At 42.1% G+C, this 19,311-nt stretch carries 19 protein-coding genes; 7 read left to right on the top strand and 12 right to left on the bottom strand.

Annotated elements, in window-relative coordinates; all coding sequences use genetic code 11:
• Positions 1–265: 265 nt before the first annotated feature.
• The 5 genes from ligA to U9O96_07935 form a co-directional block, all read right to left on the bottom strand.
• Entirely contained in the window at positions 266–2,272 is a 2,007-nt protein-coding gene (gene ligA, locus U9O96_07955) for an NAD-dependent DNA ligase LigA (protein MEA2055018.1), read from the bottom strand.
• 51 nt (positions 2,273–2,323) lie between these two features.
• Positions 2,324–3,664, bottom strand: a complete 1,341-nt coding sequence (locus tag U9O96_07950; GenBank protein MEA2055017.1) for a replication factor C large subunit — start codon at positions 3,662–3,664, stop codon at positions 2,324–2,326.
• 17 nt (positions 3,665–3,681) lie between these two features.
• Entirely contained in the window at positions 3,682–4,548 is an 867-nt protein-coding gene (locus U9O96_07945) for a hypothetical protein (GenBank protein MEA2055016.1), read from the bottom strand.
• 74 nt (positions 4,549–4,622) lie between these two features.
• Positions 4,623–5,597: a hypothetical protein gene (locus U9O96_07940; protein ID MEA2055015.1), complete on the bottom strand. Its 975-nt coding sequence runs from the start codon at positions 5,595–5,597 to the stop codon at positions 4,623–4,625.
• A gap of 112 nt (positions 5,598–5,709) precedes the next feature.
• Positions 5,710–6,159, bottom strand: a complete 450-nt coding sequence (locus U9O96_07935; GenBank protein MEA2055014.1) for a CARDB domain-containing protein — start codon at positions 6,157–6,159, stop codon at positions 5,710–5,712.
• 294 nt (positions 6,160–6,453) lie between these two features.
• On the opposite strand from U9O96_07935, the gene U9O96_07930 reads away from it, so the two are divergent.
• Positions 6,454–6,624 (top strand): ribbon-helix-helix domain-containing protein, encoded by a 171-nt coding sequence (locus U9O96_07930; GenBank protein MEA2055013.1) that lies wholly within the window; start codon positions 6,454–6,456, stop codon positions 6,622–6,624.
• A 111-nt stretch (positions 6,625–6,735) separates the two neighbouring features.
• Here U9O96_07930 and acs read toward each other — a convergent pair whose 3' ends face one another.
• Both acs and U9O96_07920 read right to left on the bottom strand, forming a co-directional pair.
• Positions 6,736–8,664 (bottom strand): acetate--CoA ligase, encoded by a 1,929-nt coding sequence (gene acs / locus U9O96_07925; protein ID MEA2055012.1) that lies wholly within the window; start codon positions 8,662–8,664, stop codon positions 6,736–6,738.
• 66 nt (positions 8,665–8,730) lie between these two features.
• The gene (locus tag U9O96_07920) at positions 8,731–9,648 is read right to left on the bottom strand and encodes a calcium/sodium antiporter (GenBank protein MEA2055011.1); all 918 of its coding nucleotides are present in this window, start codon (positions 9,646–9,648) and stop codon (positions 8,731–8,733) included.
• 156 nt (positions 9,649–9,804) lie between these two features.
• Between U9O96_07920 and U9O96_07915 the strand changes: the two genes are divergently transcribed.
• The 4 genes from U9O96_07915 to U9O96_07900 all read left to right on the top strand — a co-directional run bounded on the left by U9O96_07915 (position 9,805) and on the right by U9O96_07900 (position 12,272).
• On the top strand, positions 9,805–10,212 hold the full coding sequence (locus U9O96_07915; GenBank protein ID MEA2055010.1) for a hypothetical protein: 408 nt from the start codon (positions 9,805–9,807) through the stop codon (positions 10,210–10,212).
• Entirely contained in the window at positions 10,167–10,616 is a 450-nt protein-coding gene (locus U9O96_07910; GenBank protein MEA2055009.1) for a M28 family peptidase, read from the top strand. The genes U9O96_07915 and U9O96_07910 overlap by 46 nt, the downstream gene beginning before the upstream one ends.
• Positions 10,617–10,636: 20 nt before the next feature.
• Positions 10,637–10,972, top strand: a complete 336-nt coding sequence (locus tag U9O96_07905) for a hypothetical protein (GenBank protein ID MEA2055008.1) — start codon at positions 10,637–10,639, stop codon at positions 10,970–10,972.
• A gap of 106 nt (positions 10,973–11,078) precedes the next feature.
• Positions 11,079–12,272 (top strand): PLP-dependent aminotransferase family protein, encoded by a 1,194-nt coding sequence (locus U9O96_07900; GenBank protein MEA2055007.1) that lies wholly within the window; start codon positions 11,079–11,081, stop codon positions 12,270–12,272.
• On the opposite strand, the gene U9O96_07895 is transcribed toward U9O96_07900, so the two are convergent.
• Positions 12,273–13,340 carry an ATP-NAD kinase family protein gene (locus U9O96_07895; GenBank protein ID MEA2055006.1) on the bottom strand — a complete coding sequence of 356 codons (1,068 nt, stop codon included), beginning with the start codon at positions 13,338–13,340 and terminating at the stop codon, positions 12,273–12,275.
• Position 13,341: 1 nt separating this feature from the next.
• Positions 13,342–13,764 carry a hypothetical protein gene (locus U9O96_07890; protein ID MEA2055005.1) on the bottom strand — a complete coding sequence of 141 codons (423 nt, stop codon included), beginning with the start codon at positions 13,762–13,764 and terminating at the stop codon, positions 13,342–13,344.
• Between the two features lie 189 nt (positions 13,765–13,953).
• Here U9O96_07890 and U9O96_07885 point away from each other — a divergent pair, with 189 nt between their 5' ends.
• Together U9O96_07885 and U9O96_07880 are read left to right on the top strand one after the other, a co-directional pair.
• On the top strand, positions 13,954–15,201 hold the full coding sequence (locus U9O96_07885; GenBank protein MEA2055004.1) for an MFS transporter: 1,248 nt from the start codon (positions 13,954–13,956) through the stop codon (positions 15,199–15,201).
• 73 nt (positions 15,202–15,274) lie between these two features.
• The gene (locus U9O96_07880; GenBank protein ID MEA2055003.1) at positions 15,275–16,420 is read left to right on the top strand and encodes a formate--phosphoribosylaminoimidazolecarboxamide ligase family protein; all 1,146 of its coding nucleotides are present in this window, start codon (positions 15,275–15,277) and stop codon (positions 16,418–16,420) included.
• Here the strand turns inward: U9O96_07880 and U9O96_07875 are convergent.
• The 3 genes from U9O96_07875 to U9O96_07865 all read right to left on the bottom strand — a co-directional run bounded on the left by U9O96_07875 (position 16,417) and on the right by U9O96_07865 (position 19,253).
• A complete protein-coding gene (locus U9O96_07875) occupies positions 16,417–17,346 on the bottom strand; it encodes a hypothetical protein (GenBank protein ID MEA2055002.1) in 930 nt (309 codons plus the stop codon). The two genes, U9O96_07880 and U9O96_07875, sit on opposite strands and share 4 nt — an antisense overlap.
• 8 nt (positions 17,347–17,354) lie before the next feature.
• Positions 17,355–18,842, bottom strand: a complete 1,488-nt coding sequence (locus tag U9O96_07870; GenBank protein ID MEA2055001.1) for a hypothetical protein — start codon at positions 18,840–18,842, stop codon at positions 17,355–17,357.
• 147 nt (positions 18,843–18,989) lie between these two features.
• On the bottom strand, positions 18,990–19,253 hold the full coding sequence (locus U9O96_07865; GenBank protein MEA2055000.1) for a hypothetical protein: 264 nt from the start codon (positions 19,251–19,253) through the stop codon (positions 18,990–18,992).
• Positions 19,254–19,311: the final 58 nt, after the last annotated feature.

The raw sequence follows: 19,311 nt of genomic DNA, 5'->3' as shown, positions 1-19,311 counted from the left end.
AGCTAATTACAACCATGTTCTGGTTGGGCTTGGGACTATGTATCCAACTGGAACGTAGTAAAAAGTATTGTGGAGTGATTCATCTCTGGGCTGAAGCCCAGAGGATTCTCACTCCATTTTGACTAAACGAAACATTTTATAGTTATGTAAACCTGAGAAAATAATTCCAAAGTTTATTTCTCTGCTCCTAAAAAATGCAGGATTTAAAACCCCACACACAAAATGTTACAGGCCATCACTTAACACCCATTCTCTCTTATCACTCCTATCTTCCAATCAACTTTTTGAATTCTTCTTCGCTTATTATTTTGATCTCAAGCTTTTTTGCTTTTTCGTATTTCGAGCCCGGGTTCTCACCCACAACAACGTAGTCTGTAACTTTACTCACGCTTGAAGAAACCCTCCCTCCCAACTCCTCAACAATCATTTTTGCCCCATCACGCGAAAATTCCTTCAAAGCACCGGTAAAAACAAATGTCTTCCCTTTTAAAATTTCCTTCTCCTTTTTTTCTTCAACAACGGATACTGCCTTCACGCCCGCCTTCCCCATCCTCTCAATTTCTTCTTTATTGTGCTCTTCGTTAAAGAATGCTACAATGCTCTCAGCTATCTCCAGCCCAATTTCGTATACAGACAGCAGGTCTTCTCTGCTTGCTTTCATCAAGCTGTCAAGGCTGCCAAATTTTTTGGCGAGCAGACGGGCAACATGCTCTCCAACATTTGGTATGCCCAGAGCATAAATAAATCGTGCCAAAGGCATACTTTTACTTTTTTCAATAGCTTTTATCAAATTATCCGCAGATTTTTCGGCAAAACGCGGCAATTTCAGCAAATCTTCTTTCTTCAACATATAGATGTCGCTGACTTTTTCCAAAATCCCCTCATCAACGAGTAAATAAACCGTTTTTTTGCCCAATCCTTCGATATCCATTGCCCCCTTGGAAGCAAAATGAACAATAGCCCTTTTCAACTGAGCCGGACATGATAATCCGCCAGTGCATCTGTAAAATGCCCCATCTTTCACCACATCTGCATTGCACACGGGGCACCTCTCAGGAATATGAAACTTCCTTTCCCTCCCCGTTCTTTTTTCTTTTATCACGTCAACAACTTCTGGTATGACATCTCCCGCCCTGGCGACCTTCACCGTGTCGCCAATGCGAGTGCCCATCTGTTCAATAAAATCCTGGTTATGCAGCGTTGCCCTCGAAACGGTAACGCCTTTCACGTCCACAGGCTTCAGCAACGCCACTGGTGTCAATGTCCCCGTGCGTCCCACCTGAACAACTATGTCCACTATTTCAGTTACCTCTTCCCTCGGGGGAAACTTGTACGCAATTGCCCATCTCGGGGAGCGAGCCTTCGTGCCCATCATTTTCTGATACTCAATCGTGTCAACCTTGATGACAACCCCATCAATTTCGTATGAAAGTTTTTCCCTCATTTCAGCCATTTCATCATGATAATCGATTGCTTCCCCAATATCTTCGCATTTTCTTACCAGTGGATTTATTTTAAGCCCCCATTTTTTAAGCGATTGAAGGGCCTGCCATTGCGTCTCAATAGTATATCCTTCCATGCCCAGTATTTCATAAAAGAATATATCGAGGGGACGTTCCGCCGTTTCTTTTGGGTCAAGGCGGCGAAGCGAGCCGGCAGCTGCATTTCTGGGATTTGCCATCGGCTGTTCCCCTCTTTCAATCAATTTTTTGTTCAGCTCTTCAAAGGCATTTATATGCATTACGACCTCGCCGCGCATCGCTATCATTTTCGGAATTTGAATCTCGCTGCCCCTTAGAATCAAAGGCACAGGCCTTATCGTTTTTATATTTTCTGTCACCTCCTCTCCATTTATACCGTCTCCCCTTGTAGAGCACCTGACGAGTTTTCCATCTTCATAAATCAATTCAACCGACAGACCATCCAGCTTTGGCTCTGCCACATATTTTACATTTTCAACACCGGTTTCTTTTTTCACTCTTTCATCAAATCTCCGGATTTCCTCTTCATCCATGGCAGTATCCAGACTGAGCATTGGTTTGATGTGCCCGACCGTCTTGAATTGCTCTGCCGGGAAGGCACCGACACGCTGTGTTGGTGAGTCGGGTGTCACCAAATCAAGAAATTCGCGTTCCAATTCATTTAACTCGTTCATCAATTTGTCATATTCTGCATCGGATATCTCCGGTTTATTCAAGACATAATAAAGGTAATTATGATGCCGTATGAGTTCCCTTAATTCCTTTATGCGTTTCTCAGCCTGCTCCCTCATCACAGTGCATCACCACCCATTATTATTGATTTGTCCACTATATAGTTTTCTCTAGAAATCAAAAATGCTCTGCTGTTGCGCTGCGTCACTATCAGCAGGTTGCTCCTTTTTAGCCATGTCCATAATTTTTTTTGCCATATTTTTTTCCATTAACAATGACAACTCATCCTCCGACAGTTCAAGCTTTCTCATCAGTTCAATGGCAATTCTCGTGTTGGATTTAAAAATGTTTCTGATTGTAGGAATTAATTCCCTGCTTTTTTCCCCGGACATGTGTGCATACCTTCCAATCTTTCCCTCAACTTCCCTCCTGCACGTTCTTATCGATTTACTTGCCCCCATCTTCTTGAGCCACAATGGAAAAGAGTACCTGGGGTATGCCGTATAAAAACGGCTTTTCGAAACCGCAACACCGCCGGACATGAGATCACTAGCATATTTCCAGAGGGCATAGTGCTGGCGCCGCCTTGTCCTGCCAAGAAAAATATCTGCTGCCGATAAAAAACGATATGCCCTTTCAACGTCCAAGGGGCTCTTATATTCTATCGGCAGATTTTCATCCATCCACAATATTAGATAGTCCGGGGGTTCATTTGTGCTGCGTGCTACCTCGCCTGCGGTTTTAAAATCTCTTGCCCTGAGTATTTCTCTGATGGCACCGAATATTTCCTTTTCTTTGTTCCTGTGGCCGATTGAGGTTACCACATCCATGCCAACTTTTTTCCTTCCCTGGCACACAGTCTGCAAATCATTTATTGCCCCTCTTACATCTCCTTCCGAACGAGAAATGATGAATTTTATAATGTCGTCTGCAACATCAACTCCCTCATGTCTGCATATGCTTTTTAACAATCCCTTCATTTCTTCTCCCACCCCATCAAATTTTATGTACTCGCATAAAGTCTTAAACGCCGTTCCACCTCCTTTCACCAGTTGGTAGTAATCGTTCACTATCAACACTATGGGCTGCTTCGTTTCCTTTATGGTTTCAACTATTGCCCTTTTTCCCCCCCAGTCGCCCTTACTTTCATAAAGATTATCCGCCTCGTCCAGTATAATTAATTTCCTGCCGCCAGAACTGAAAGGGGTGTATTCACCGTATTTTGTAAATGTCTCGTTAACTGCCCCGGAGAGAGCCACCTTTCTTATTGCATCGCCGCTTCTCGTATCAGAGGCGTTTAATTCTACCACCTGCCATCCAAAATCGTTTGCAAGGGCGTAGGCAGAGGATGTTTTTCCGACCCCTGCCTTTCCAGAAAGAATAACAGCTTTTGTTTGAGGACTACCATTCGCCCATCGCTCACCCCATCTCCTCAACTTCTCTATAGCATTATAATTACCAACTATCCCGCCCAAACTTTTCGGCCTATACTTTTCTGTCCAGTTTTCCATACCAAAATTATTGGCACTTATCGGCCCAATTTCCAGTCAACGCCCGTATCCTCTTCCCAGTATTCCGCACTTTTTCTGAATTCTTCTCTCACAATATCCCCAAGTTTTGTTGGAATTTTTATACCAAATCGCTCGTATATTTCGGTTCCATCCCTGGTGATATAAGTCGGATTGAACGGATCAAAGTCGGGAGGGAATTTTACAAGCTCGTATTGAAATTCTCCCGTGTTGGGATCGCGGATGCATGTCCTATAATTATATTTATTAATTACCGTATAGTTGCCCTGTAATTTGTTAACTATCTCCCTATAATAATTCAACCCGCTCTTCATCTCCTCAATTTCTTTTTCCAGTCTGGATGCCCTATCAATCTGCCCATCCAGCTTTTCCTTGAGTTTTATATTTTCATATTTTAAATTAGGTTGCGAATCAGGTAATCCCCCCATGCCTCCTTCATATACCATTTTATCTCCTTCAAATTTGGTAAGTTGCAATTTTAGATATTCATTTTCTCTTCTTAAATCCAAAATCCAGTCGATCAGCTTATCGTTTGAGACTCCAGAAAAACCTTTTGGGTTTTCCAGCATATCTATTTTATCCTTGAGGTGGGCTACCATGTTGCTGTATTTTTCAACCAAGTCACGGTACATGCCAACATCAACATCACGGTCTGTTTCAACCGTATTTTCTGCAATTTTTGCAACTTTTTGTATACTGCTTTCGTTTACCTCATTCACCATATTTTTTTCAGCATTGCCGGCTATTGCATCAGCCGCCGTAACCGTCTCTTCTTCCTCCTTAGGATTCGTCGTAAAAATCATAATGCCAAACCATGCCAGGATAAACGAGAGTATCGCAAGTATGGTAAGCGTAGTGAAATCCATGAAATGTTATAGACATAGGTATATCTATACTTTTCGTTTCACCCCAACAAAAATTGGGAAGAAAAAAATGGTTATTACGGCAATTTTACGTCAGCATAAACTAGACCCATTCCAAATCCGGGAGCAAAATAGTTTCCATCTGGTAATTTACCGGGGAACATCAGCAGGTCCAATCCAAATTTCCATATCCCCCCTTTTCCAATAATAAGTCTTTGGGAGAAGTCACTCAAAACTATTTTACGATTGGCTAAAGAAAGCAAAGTGAATGTTTCCGTGTTTCCATCTGGATAAGTACATCGGAATCTTTCAAACCCCCGGCAAGGCCATTTAAACAGCGAATAGTGAATTCCTATGAATGTATTATTTACCATAATTGATTTCTTTCCGTTGAGTACCCCTGTCATGTTGTAGCCCCGTTTTATATTCAGATTTCCTATGAAATCCTCAGGCAGCAATATGTGGGTACCTACTCCTTCAGTTGTGGCAAGAAACTCTATATCACTATTGGTGGTATTGAAATACACTTCTTGTGTGCATTCAGCTGTTTCACCGACGAAGCATATAAGGTACCATGTGCCGTGAGAAATGGTAAAATTCCACCGCCATGACTTCCCACCAGTAAGGTTCTCGTGGGTATACCTGTGAAGATTGTCATAGGTATAATTAAAGGGTCCAAGCTTGATATGGAAAAACGATTCACTTTCATTAAGCCCCTCAAGTATTGTTCCCCCATCCGAAGACCATGTACGATTGGTAAGTATATATCCGTCCCATTCTATTCTAATGTTCTCACACCTGTAAGTGCGTTTGATATACATCTGGGTAACATTGATTGGCGAAGGCGATGAAAACTTTATCACATACCAGTTTGCATTGTTTCCCGATGTTATTCCATGAAATGAACTATTATTGTATTCACATATCGCTGAATTAGATGAGGCATCAGGTGCATCATTATTAATTTGTAAAATATTGTTATATTCACTTCCAATTCCATATGATGGAATAACCAAAATAGTGATAACCAACAAGGCATAGATTACTTTCATTTTTTATTCCTCCTATTTGTATCTGACATATTTATATTACTTTTTCGAATGTTACTTTAAAGAAAGAGAGAAAGAGAGAATTTTCTCATAACTGGTTTATATCGATTATGTTCTAACTATTTCCTATACCCAAAAGTGTGACCTCGAACGTACAGTATCCGCGTGCGCTACCATCATCATTAATGTACGCATCAAGCGTATGGTCTCCTATCTCTGCATTTATATCCTCAGTGTAGAAATGGACACGATGAGTTTGTCCGGGAGCAATGTTAGTGGTTACTGATTGTGTGTCTATGTGTGTGACTGTATCGACAAAAATAAACACTTGGAAATCCTCGGTAATGGTATCGCTACCTTGGTTCTTTACCTCTACACAAATATCAACAGTATCACCGCCAAGTGCCCGGCACTTGAGATTATAGTCGCTCATTGTTACCGAGGTTATCACAAGGTTATCCGGAGCATTGCCGCCATGCGTTGCAGCTTCTGACACTATTGAAGGGGCTATTAGAGCACTGAAAAGCATCGTCGAAGCTATCGCAAAAGTTCCTATCCTTCTCATTATTATCACCTCTCTTTTGACTCTCTCCGGTGAGGTTCTTTTATCATTCCGCCGGAGCCGTCAATACTATAATGCAAAATAGGTATAAATAACTTACTAGCAATTTAAAATTATATTTAAAATTATATTTTTTAATTTATATAAAGTTATAAAAATTTGAATTTCGTAAATTTGAATTCCGTTTTGCAGTGGCTTTGCCATTACAACCATTACAAAGTTGTTCTGTAAGCACAAAATTGTCATGTGAGGACAAAGCATTATATATACATTCCTCGTTATATATTTTCGATTATAATGGTGGAATACAAGCATACTACAGTATCATTGCCAAGAAAATTTCATGCAAAAATAAAGAAAATAATTGAAGGGAATCCTGAGCTTGGATATACAAGTGTGGCAGAATTTTGCAAAGATGCGGTCAGGAAAAAAATTGAGGAAATGGAAAATAGAAAAATCCTGAAGTAATAAGACCAGGAGCTCCAGAATATTTTTGGTTTGAGTACCGCTTTGAGCTTTTAAAAATCGTTTACTTTGACTGAGAGCAAAAATAAGAAGAATGAAAGAGGCGGGATTGGGCTAATTGAAGCGGTTTTTCCTCAAGTCCCTGTGTATCTCTTCCACGATTTCCGGGTTTTGCAGTGTAGAGATATCACCTATTTTTTCCTCTCCAGATGCAAGATTTTTGAGTATTCTCCTCATTATCTTTCCGCTTCTGGTCTTCGGCAAATCTTCAACGAAAAGAATGTCACTTGGGCGTGCCGTCGGCCCTATGAGTTTCGTGACATGAGCGATGAGCTCTTTTTTCAGTTCATCAGATGGAAAATAACCCTGCCTCAACACTACATATGCAAACGGAACCTGCCCTTTTATTTCATGGGGAATGCCCACAACCGCAGATTCTGCAACTGAAGGATGGTCTACAAGGGCACTTTCCACTTCAGCGGTTCCGAGACGATGACCTGCAACGTTAAGCACATCCCCAACCCTGCCAAGAAGCCATAAATATCCATCTTCATCAATAATTGCACCGTCTCCAGTATAAAAATTACCCATGCCGTATTTTGACCAGTATTCCTCAACGTACTTATCATGTGCATTATACAACCCCCTCAACATGGAAGGCCACGGTGTCGTTATTACCAGCTCTCCTTTCTCTCCCGGTGGAACAACTCCATTCTCATCCATTACCTCTGCTTTTACCCCCGGAAATGTAAACGTGGCTGAGCCGGGCTTAAGTTTTGTTATGCCAGGCAATGGAGTTACAATGTGCATTCCCGTCTCGGTCATCCACCAGGTATCAACAATCGGGCATCTTCCTTTACCGACGACATTATAATACCAGAGCCATGCCTCCGGGTTGATTGGTTCGCCAACGCTCCCGAGCAGGCGAAGACTGCTCAAATCGTGCATATCCACCCATTTTTCACCGTACTTCATACACATTCTTATTGCCGTGGGAGCCGTATAAAGAATCGTTACCTTGTGTTTTTCAATAATTTCCCACCATCTATCTGGATTTGGGTAGTCAGGCACTCCCTCGTACATGATACTTGTAGCCCCCAGTGCAAGCGGACCGTACACGATATAGCTGTGCCCCGTTATCCAGCCGATGTCGGCGGTGCACCAGTACACATCATCTTTGATATCAAAGACCCACTTCATCGTTGTTGCGGCGCCGACAATGTATCCGCCGGTCGTATGCATCACTCCTTTTGGTTTGCCTGTCGTTCCCGAAGTATACATCAAAAATAGCAAGTCCTCAGCATCCATAACTTCCGGCTTACATGTTTCAGATGCATTATTCATCAACTCATGCCACCAGTAATCCCTCCCCTCCTCCATCGAAATTTCATTTCCTCCGCGCTTTACGACTATGGCTTTTGCATCCAGCCCCTCTATACCCTCATCAGTCTTTTTCTTATGGTCTATCAACTTTCCTCTCCTGAAATAACCGTCACATGTAATAACATACTTTGATTCGGCATCGACCATCCTGCCCTTTAACGACTCGGCACTGAAACCCGCAAAAACAGCCGAATGGGGGGCGCCGATCCTGGCGCAGGCGAGCATTGCTATTGGTAACTCGGGTATCATTGGAAGGAATATGGAAACAACATCTCCCTTTTTTACGCCAAGATTCTTCAAAACATTTGCAAACTTGTTTACTTCCCTATGCAATTCCTTATAGGTAAACGTCTTTACTTCTCCTTTCTCTCCTTCCCATACGTAGGCAATTTTATCGCCTTTGCCTTTCTCTATCCATCTATCCAGACAATTATAGGAAATATTCAACTTTCCGTTCACAAACCATTTATAATAAGGAGGATCCTTAACCAATACTTTATCCCATTTTTTGTACCAGTCAATCAGTTCTTCCGCTCTTTTCTCCCAAAATAACTCGTAGTTTTCTCCTTCCTTATACACGCTTTCGTCCTTTACCCATGCATTTTTTCTAAATTCTTCTGACGGCCGGAAAACCTGCTCCTCTTTCATTATCTCCTTCATGGTTATCGGGTGGGTAATTGGCGGGTCATACTTAAATTTTTTTGATGGGTTGGCATTGCCATTAGTTTATAGAAAGATTGACACTATAAAGCATCCGTACAGGAATAACAGAAAAACACCATGTTTCACTCCAATTTTCCTTCCGGCAAAAAAGGCCGTTATCAGTGATACAAACAATAGAAATGGCACAGTTACATACAACGTCTCCTCAGCCCCGATAGGATTAATTGCACCTGCTATCCCAAGCACGAGCAAAATATTTATTATGTTGCTCCCAATAATATTGCCCACTGCAATACCATGCTTCCTTTTTATTGCAGCCGTTATCGAGCTTGATAACTCTGGAAGAGATGTGCCGACCGCCACCATTGACAGGCCTATAACCAGCTGAGATATCCCGAAAAATTCGGCTATGCCAGCGCCGGATTCTACCAAAAAATGTGCCCCCAGAACAACACCGACAGAGCCGAAAATAACAAAAGCAGTTTCTTTCGCATATCCTCCCTGCCCCGCCCTTATTTCATTATTTTCCTTATGTGTTTTATACAAGTAATAAATAAAAAATGCGTAGATTGATAAGAAAATCAGGCTGTCATATCTGTCTATCCTTTTATCAATTGCAATAGATCCAAATAACAGGAATGCCACTGCCGTCATAAAAATTGCGTCTCTTCTCGTTTCTCTGGTTGTTTTCAACTGCATGATGAGGGCGGCAACGCCCAATACAAGGCATATATTTGCAACATTTGAGCCGACAACAGTGCCTATTGCTATACCCTCTTCTCTATTAAAAGATGCAATCGATGAAACTGCCAGCTCGGGCAATGAAGTTGCAAACGCTACAAGTGTTAAACCGATCATATGTTCTGAAATGCCCAATTTTTTTGCCAACCCCGCCGCCCCATCAATGAATATATCGTTTCCTTTAATTAAAAGAACAAGACCGACCATGAATTCGATTAGATAGACGAAAGCATTTGTCATTAACATCGATGCATTGGCTGTTGCTTAAAATGTTTTTCTAAAATAATTGCATCATAGCCGTAGATGGTTCAACTTATGGTGTTCGCCAAAATATAAATACGAGCATTTTTTAACAGATTGTGAGAAAGATTGCCCTTATGGCAGCCCTGATTATTATTGCTGCCCCCATACCCTTACTCGAGTGTTTTAAACAGTTACCCTGCATATAGCGGCGATAAAATACTGGAAATCATAAACGAAGTGAGCGAGGAAGCCCTTTACCATTATGATAAAACGATACAGGATTTTGGACCGCACCCTACGGGCAGCCAGGAATGCAATGCCGTGGCGGAATTTATATACGACGAGTTTCAGAGCTATTGGCCGAACGTATCCTACAAGGAATGGAAAATGAAAGGGCTGGAAGGAAAAAATATGGTTGCCACGCTCCCCGGCAGTACCAACTTCACCGTTGTCATCTCTGCACGGATGTATCGCCGGGCGCAGATGATGATGGTTCTGGTATATCCTGTCTGCTCATGGCTGCAAAAATATTCAGTGAGTACGCATTCAAACATACGGTAAAATTTGTCGCCTTCTCCGGTGAGAAAAACGGCCTCTATGGAAGCAGCGCATATGCGAGAGATGCTTACAAACATGGAGAAAGAATAATCGCAGATATCCAGCTTGACGGAGTAGGGCATGCAGTGAGCAGGAGAGGGGGAAATATAATAAGGCTTTCCACCAACGGTGAATCAACATGGATTACAGATATAGCACAGGACATGATTGATATGTACGGCAATTACATAGAACTGGGCATATTAAGGCAACGTAATTTCCCGGGGAGCGACCACCAGTCATTCCTTAACTACGGGTATGAAGGTGTATTCTTCCTGGAATATGAGTTTAACCCCCACTATCACTCTCCCCAGGACACCATAGAGCATGTCAATATCAGCTGTGCAAGCTTGCTGTTGCAACCCTAAGCGGTATTGCAGATATAGATGTGCCAATATATACCAGAATTGTAGAGCCCGAAAGAGGGGCGATTTATTTTGGCGGCAGGAAGATAATGGAACTGGAAAACCACTGTACCATAGTTTTTGAAAGAATAAATGCACGTGTGGAAATATTATCAAATGAATCCATCGAGAGGGTTGAGTTCTATTTTGACGGAGAATTGAGAGGTGTGTCCGAAGATAATCCGTACGAATACAAATATGGAAAAGTAGCAATGTTCAATCATATGGTAAGGGCCGTTACGTACGGAGAGAGAAGCGATGATGGAAATGAAATAGAGGTAATGGTATTCAATCTGATTCCAAAATACTGGCTGGATTGAGTATTGTCATGTAAATTTTGGTTATGAAAGCAGGTATGCCAAAAGAATGTTCCGTGCTGTCATTACTCAGGAAATAAATTTAAGGAAATCTCGTATTCATCCAACAATGGATATTACAAAATTATATTCGGATCATGTAAAAAGGATGAAATCTTCCGAAATAAGAGAATTGCTGGAAGTTTCACAAAGAGTGGGGGTTATATCTTTTGCTGGTGGCTTGCCGAATCCTGATGCATTTCCCATACAAGACATTAAAAAAATTGTATGCGATGTGCTTGAAGAGGAAGGAAAAATTGCCCTCCAGTATGGATCCACTTCTGGCCTGGATAAACTCAAGAGGGAAATAGCATCCATGGTAAATAAAGACGGAGTTAAGGCGGATGAAGATAACATTTTCATCACGGTCGGTTCTCAACAGGCACTGGATCTGGCGGGCAGAGTTTTTCTCAATGAAGGAGATACGGTATTTCTGGGTTCGCCCACATATCTCGGCGGGATAAATGCTTTTCTTGCATACGGGGCAAAAATGGTTGGCGTTACTCTGGATGATGACGGAATGAAAGTTGATGAACTGGAAGAAAAAGTAAAAGAGAGCAAGAGAAAGGGAGGGAATGCAAAAATTATTTACACCATACCCACATTTCAAAATCCTGCAGGGGTGGTAATGTCCGAGGATAGAAGAAAAAGAATTGCAGAAATTGCGGAGGAAAATGATCTCCTGCTTATTGAGGACGACCCCTATGGTAAACTCCGTTTCGACGGCAAACCATTGAAGCCTGTAAGGGCGTATAATGAAAATGTTATATATATGGGTACGTTCTCAAAAATTCTCTCTCCGGGCTTCCGCCTTGCATATGTTGTAGCCCCCGAACCAGTGGCAAAAAAAATGATTGTTGCAAAGCAATCGACGGATTTATGTACCCCAACGTTCACGCAGGCAATTGCATATCGTTTTATGCGAGATGGTTTCATGGACAGACACATCCCGCACATAATAGAGATGTACAAGAGGAAAAGAGACATCATGCTCGACGCATTAGAGCAATACTTCCCTGAAGGATGCAAATGGACGCATCCGCACGGCGGGATGTTTTTGTGGGCGACGCTGCCGGAGCATATTGACACGGCAGAGATGTTCAAAGACGCCCTGAAAGAGAAAGTCGCTTACGTGCACGGAAGAGCTTTTTATGTTGACGGCGGAGGGTCAAATTCTATGCGTCTGAATTTCTCAAATCCATCAGATGAGAAAATAACAGAGGGAATAAAGAGGCTTGGCAAAGTCATAGAAAAAAGAATGTAATCACCCCACCCGCATCAATTTGCTTTCTCCATAACCTGTTACCACCCTAATATATCCCTTCAAATTTTTATCGATGGCCTCGTCCCCGGTATCGACTTTGAGAGAGGGGAGATTCACAATTTTTTCCGGGGCCGAAATAACGATTATATTTTCCTTTTCAACTCTCTTTATTATTTCGGGGCTTATCTGCTCATTCCCCCTGCCGAATATAAAACCGTAGCCGCCGAGGGGGCTGACAATTATTTTATTTTTCTTGCCCAGTAATTTTTTAATATCTGCCTCTGCTGCATCCTGGCATAATAATTTCTTTCCTCTGACCACATCTACACCAAGCAGGGAGCCATCTATGCCAATGGCCTTTTTCAATTCCCATGTTGTACTGCCTCCCCCTATGATATATGTTGTTTCTTCATCCATTTCTTCTGCAATACGCTCCGCAATTAATTTCTTGGTTTCTATGCCCCCTGAAAAAAACCCTTTCGATGATTGAATTTTTTCATGCACTGGAGTGAGACAGTACCCCATTACAGACACACCCAGCTTTCCTTTTCTAAATAATTCTTCATCTATATCTACGATTTCTCTTTCTTCCAGTGGCAGTCCATTATCAAATTCGTTTATTATCTCCGCAGCGTGACGTGGAGTCTGTGCAAAAACGGCGGAATACATTTTCACGCCAGAGGGTATGCCAAGTAATGGAATATCTGTACCTATTACTTCCAGAATGTCCCTTGCGGTTCCATCGCCACCAACAAATAAAATTAAATCGACATTTTTCATATTGGCAACCGCATTTTTTGTATCATCTGCCGTGGTGGGAAAAGAAGGCTTATATACAACAAATGCGCATATGCCACAGTTTTTTAAAATATTTTCGCCCATGGGAGATGAGCAGGTATATATCTCAAACTTTTTTTCGATATATGAAATAAAATTTTTTGCCCTTTCAGCAGCTATGGGCTTTGCCCCCCTCCTTATCGCTTCCTCGACCATTCCATCCGTGCCCTTCAGGCCGACGCATCCGCCCATGCCTGCGATGGGATTTATGAGAAATCCTAGTTTTTTCAATTTAACCTATGCTTTCTATTCTATCCTGGAGTAAATTCTGTGCCTTAACCAACCGTTGCTTTATCTTGTTTATTTTTGCCCTCTCTCCCACAGGGATGGGTTCGTTCTTGCTTAAATACGTGGATTCAAGATTATCGATGTATCCCCTCACCGCCGTTATGGTATTCAGCAAATCGTACGAGTTTTCTTTTATTGCTTTTATTTCGATATCCCCTGCCCTTTGAGTAATAAACTGCGTCTCTATTTTATCGAATTTTTTTCTCTCTGACTTGGTATTCAGCTCTAAATATATCTGCAATGCCTTAACCAGCTCATTTCCTAAAACAGTATGCTTTTTCCCGTGTTTACTCTCAACAAAGGTTTTGAAAGCCTTCCATATACCTTCCTGTCTTTCATCAATCCTGACACCTATGGGCTTGCTCATATTACCACTTTGCTAACAATCTGCTAAATTTAAAATTTGCGGAATGATATGCAACGTAAAAAATTTATATGAGAATTGCTTTATTGACTGGGTTCTCCATCTTGATTAATTTTTTATCCCACTATGGAGAACCCGCCTCCCAACTTATAAATCAGACAGTTCTATATACCATAAAATTTATTTTATAACGTGCCCGTTGATATATACCACGAGAGGATGTTTTACAGATTTGCTCTCTATGGCTTCCTTAAAAATCTCAAGTTTTACGAGCCATTCATCATTCTTTATTTTCTCTCTGTAGGCCTTTCCTATGCAATGATAGGCGCCCTCGTGTCAATACACATGATTTCCACCACGCTTCTTGAGCTGCCCACCGGAATATACGCTGATGCCTTTGGCAGGAAAAAATCCATGCTCATGTCTTTTTCGTCCTACATCACGTCATTTATCATATTCTTTTTTTTCCGGGATTTTTATGTTTTCGCAACCACAATGGTTCTCTACGCCCTTGGGGATGCCTTCAGGATCGGAACTCACAAAGCCATGATACTGGAATACCTGAGAATAAATGATATGAAAGATAAAAAAGTGGAATATTATGGGCACACCAGGGCAGCATCTCAGTTCGGTTCCGCTGTAAATTCCCTTACGGCCGCAGCCATAGTATTTTATACCGGAGACTATGCAATAATTTTCCTCGTAGCAATAATTCCTTATATGATAGACATTCTTAATGTTGGGACGTACCCCACAGAACTGGATGGAGAAAGAAAGAAGGGGATGATGCGCGGGCAACTGTATGATACATTAAAGGCGTTTGCCGGGATGTTTAGAAACAGGAATGCCATGAAGGGAATATTAAATTCATCATTTTCCGACGGTTCTTTTGAAGTATCAAAGAATTACCTTCAGCCAATAGTCAAGTCGTTTGCACTTTCCATGCCGGTGTTCCTTTTTCTAACCGGGGAGGAGAGAACTGCGATAGTGATAGGCATGGTATATTTTTTCATATACGTGCTTACCAGCCTTGCTTCAAAAAATTCCCATAAAATTATGGGAAAAATTGGAAAGTTACCTTTAGCCATAAATGTAACGTTCATTGGGAGTTCGTTAATCATACTCATGACAGGAGTTTTTCTTATCGGTACAAAGCAGACAGGCATAAATTATCTCATTCTACTGTCCATAGTTCTGTTTCTCTTATTGTATTTGTTCAAAAATCTTCGAAGGCCCATGAATGTGAGTTACATAAGCGACCAGATATCTCACAGAACAATGGCTTCTGGTTTGAGTGCGGAATCGCTGATGAAAGCATTGATTGCAGGCATTCTGGCCCCATTGATAGGCTATGCCGCAGATTTGTATGGAGTGGGCATAGCCCTTGCCATTCTCGGTTTATTGGCTGTATCCTTTTATCCTATTGCACATGTGGAATAGGCAGATCATTCTTTTTCTATTGCCAAAAGATAGAAATTAAAAACCCGTTTGCTATTCACTATTGGCGATTAAAATGATCGAAAGGGGAAGGATATGGAACATACTTGAAAATTATGATACAGATAACGTAAAAATAGGGGCTGTGGCATCTCATTCCGCCCTTGATACATTCGACGGGGCGATTGATGAAGGATTTAGAACATTAGCCGTATGCCAGAAAGGTAGAGAAAAAACATATGCACAATATTTTAAGGCCCATAGAAAAAATGGCATTGTATGGAAAGGATGTGTCGATGAAATATGGGTTTTTGAAAAATTCAATGAAATTTTACACGAAAAGAACCAGGATAGGCTAATCGAAGAGAATGTGATTTTCATTCCTAACCGCTCATTTACGTCGTATTGCAAACTCGATGAAATAGAAGAAAATTTCCGTATTCCCATGTTCGGTTCCAGAAATTTACTACGCACAGAGGAAAGAACGGAAGAAAAGGATTATTACTGGTTGCTGGAAAAGGAAGGGATGCCCTTCCCAGAGAAAATAGAGGATCCAAGAAATATAGACGAACTCTGCATCGTCAAACTTCACCACGCGGTAAAAAAGCTGGAACGTGGCTTTTTCACTTGCTCATCATACAGAGAGTATAAGGAAAAATCTGAGCAGCTACTTAAGCAGGAAGTGATAATTGAAGAAGATTTGAAAAGGGCAAGAACGGAGAGATATATCATAGGGCCTGTATTCAATTTTGATTTCTTCTACTCGCCCCTAACCAAAGAACTTGAGTTGCTTGGAATTGACTGGAGATTCGAAAGCAGCCTGGACGGCCACATCCGCCTTCCCGCCCAGCAACAACTTGCCTTACCGGAGAAACAGCAAATTCCGGAATATACGGTATGCGGCCATAACTCCGCTACCTTGAGGGAGTCACAACTAGAGAAAGTATTTGAACTTGGGGAAAGGTATGTGAAAGCCACTCAGAAACACTACGATTACGGCATAATTGGCCCGTTCTGCTTGCAGACATGTCTAGATAAAGACTTAAATTTTTATATTTATGATGTGGCCCCCCGCATAGGCGGCGGAACGAACGTGCATATGTCCGTGGGGCATCCGTACGGCAATACAATATGGCGAAAAAGGATTTCTACGGGAAGGAGAATAGCAATGGAGATAAAAATGGCTGCTGCTGAGGGAAAATTGAAGGAAGTGGTGAGTTAGGACCAGGGAATACTTGCATCTTCTATACTGAACCATATCTCGCCATCCGATCCGCTTAGATGGTAGCTCTTGCAATCCGAGGAAATATCAAAATCGCTGTTTGCATAACTACCGTAAGGAGTAATTCTTACGATATCCATATCAGGAAGTTTATCGGGGTCCAGCAGCCTGTATTCATCAACACTCATATCTTCATCAATAACAGTGAGAGAGATGCTGTTGTTGTACTTCCCGGGTATGCCCGTATCGCTCAAATCGGCTTTCATGCTCATATTTACTGAATATTTGACTCCAACCGGGACGTAAATTAAAGTAGATGAATTTGATTCTCCATCGGTCACGAAGTCAAAAATTATTTCGAGCAGGTAATCTTTATCATTCATGTCCGACGTTATTTTTATGCTTTCTATAGTTAATTTAATTGTCAGATTCGCCAAAGGATCGATGTCATAACCGTCTTTAACGCCGTCCCCATCAACATCAGGATTTTTAAGAAACTCTAAAATTGTTTCATGGTCTATTCCCCTGCTTTGGTAATACTTTATCTCTTCGTAATCCCCTTTCCACCAACCATTGTCATTACCCAAGTCATGCCTCCAGCTAGTGGGGTCTGTCCCCAGCTGTGCTTCCTCATAGTCGGTCAGGCCGTCCCTGTCGGTATCTTTTTCTCGGGGATTCGTTCTACCGCCCATTGAAGAAGACCATTCCTCATAGTCGGTCAGGCCGTCCCCATCCGTATCTTTTTTATGGGGACTGGAGGTAACATGCATTTCTGTACTTACGTCCTCTCCGGGATACGTTACATAAATATTCCATCCATTTTTCTCTATATCGTCATCAAGCTCATCATCATTTTTGGCGATACAGCCTGAGATTGAACTAACAATGAGAAGAATAAGGATAAGAGATATTCCCTGCGCTTTCATTAAATCGTTCACCAGCCCTCTTCGGTGAAGCGGGTTAAATCTATGGTATGCCAGTCATCCTGGTCATGGTCGGGGTCATCGCCGTTGGAATAATCCACCAGCTTGTAAACATAACGATAATTCATGCAGCTCTCATAGGGGCCCCACTCCCAGTATTCCTTGTTCCAAGGAAAACGTGATTTTTCATTATCAATACCCTCAAAAGCCATTAAGCCGAGGGTATGGCCCAGTTCATGCATGAACACGCTTGCAAGTGCTTTGTAATAGTTACTTCTCTGGAGATAAAATGACCATGCCCAGTTTCTTATATACTGCCCCCCGACGCAATGGCTATCGATGTAAAACATTCTCCCTCCGGCGGGTCGGCTGTACCACTCCATCTGGTTACATATGATGGCATAATGGAAAACCCCCCTTTTCCAGTTATTCTCATCTTCATTGAGGAAATATTTATAGCGGGCAGCCATCAACTCCCTGCCGGTCATGCCGTCATCATATGGAATCAAATCCCCACCCCCTCCAATGCTTCCGTCATCAATGTGAATGGTGATATTATGCCCCGCAAATGCATTGCACAGCAGTTGTTGAGATTCCTTCGGGAGAGTATAGGGTTTTTGCCATGGATGTTTTGCCTGCATGCCGTCAACCTCTATGAAGATATCCTGTGCAAATGGATCGGAAAGCCACTGAGATGTTTTGTACTCCTCAAGATTCGTCAAGCCGTCTTTATCAGGGTCTTGCTCCGAAGCATTATTTTCGGCAAACGGGTCAAATCCATATTTATCTTCCCATTCTATTGGCAGACCATCGCCATTGAAGTCCACACCCGCATAGTTCCTTGATGCATTTAGCCCGTAAACGTTAGCCTTCTCCCAGTACGTCAAACGGTCCTCACTGCCCCACCATCCGTCATAGCCCCATTGATAAATATCGAACCATATTTCGCAATCGTTTTCATTTTCGTTTCCGTCCTCAAAGCCGGAGCAGTGACCGTATCCATTTTTATCGCCGAGGTAATCGTCTCCCGTCCATTCCCCCCTCTTAATATCATAAAATAGATTGATGGTCTTTCCAGCCAGATATGAACTTTTCCCCTTGCTTATATCGCATGGTATGTCCTGCCCAGCCTTTTTCTCCCAGACTTCTATCTGTATGCTTATGGTTTTATTGATATCATATGAAATGGTTCTGGCGGCGGTCGGCCATTCAAACCATATATCATTTCCTTCATAAACCTGTTCCCACCATACAGAATTCTCGCCATCTATAAGTATCTTGAAATAGAGCCCCGGATTGCAGTCTTTCATTGTCATTGCCCTCACCCGTATAATGTCCACTACAATCGTTACATTATCGGGCGGATTAAATGCTGCGTTTTCCGAGTATGGTGCATCGGATTTTCCCTTTTCGCCTATACCGAGAAAATTGGTTGTCATGCCTATTGGCAATACCAGTGCAAAAAGGATTATTATGGACAATGCCTTTCTTCCAATCATGTTTATCGTAATTATAATTTGATATTTATATTTTGATATTTGACTATCATCCGTATCTGCTTCATCATCGAAATCTGGATATTGAGAGGGACTTTTACCCGCGCACCAAATGATTTTTGGATGCCCCTCATCCCAATGCCCACCAATCTATTCCCCCTTCAATAGGTTTGCCATTTCGGGTAACGTTCCCAGCATATACGATGTTGCGATCGAAGGGAGGAATGTCCCGAAGGGCGGGGCGTCAGCCCGCAGCGTATATCCGCTGTTATATGACCGAGTCGAAGGCGAGGCAAGGCACGAAGTGTCGCAGAGTTGTCCGAACTTTTTTCTGTGCCTGTGACCTAATACTACTTTGTTAGTTGATGGACGTTTCTCCGAAAATTGAGAAGTATACGCCAGCTCTTTAGTCAAAATACGTGCAATCTGCTGGTTTGTCGAGCACAAAAATCATCGAACGGCACTGTTTTTT

The organism is Candidatus Thermoplasmatota archaeon, assembly GCA_034660695.1.
Lineage (GTDB): Archaea > Thermoplasmatota > E2 > UBA202 > DSCA01 > JAYEJS01.
This window is presented reverse-complemented; position numbering and strand designations above follow the sequence as displayed.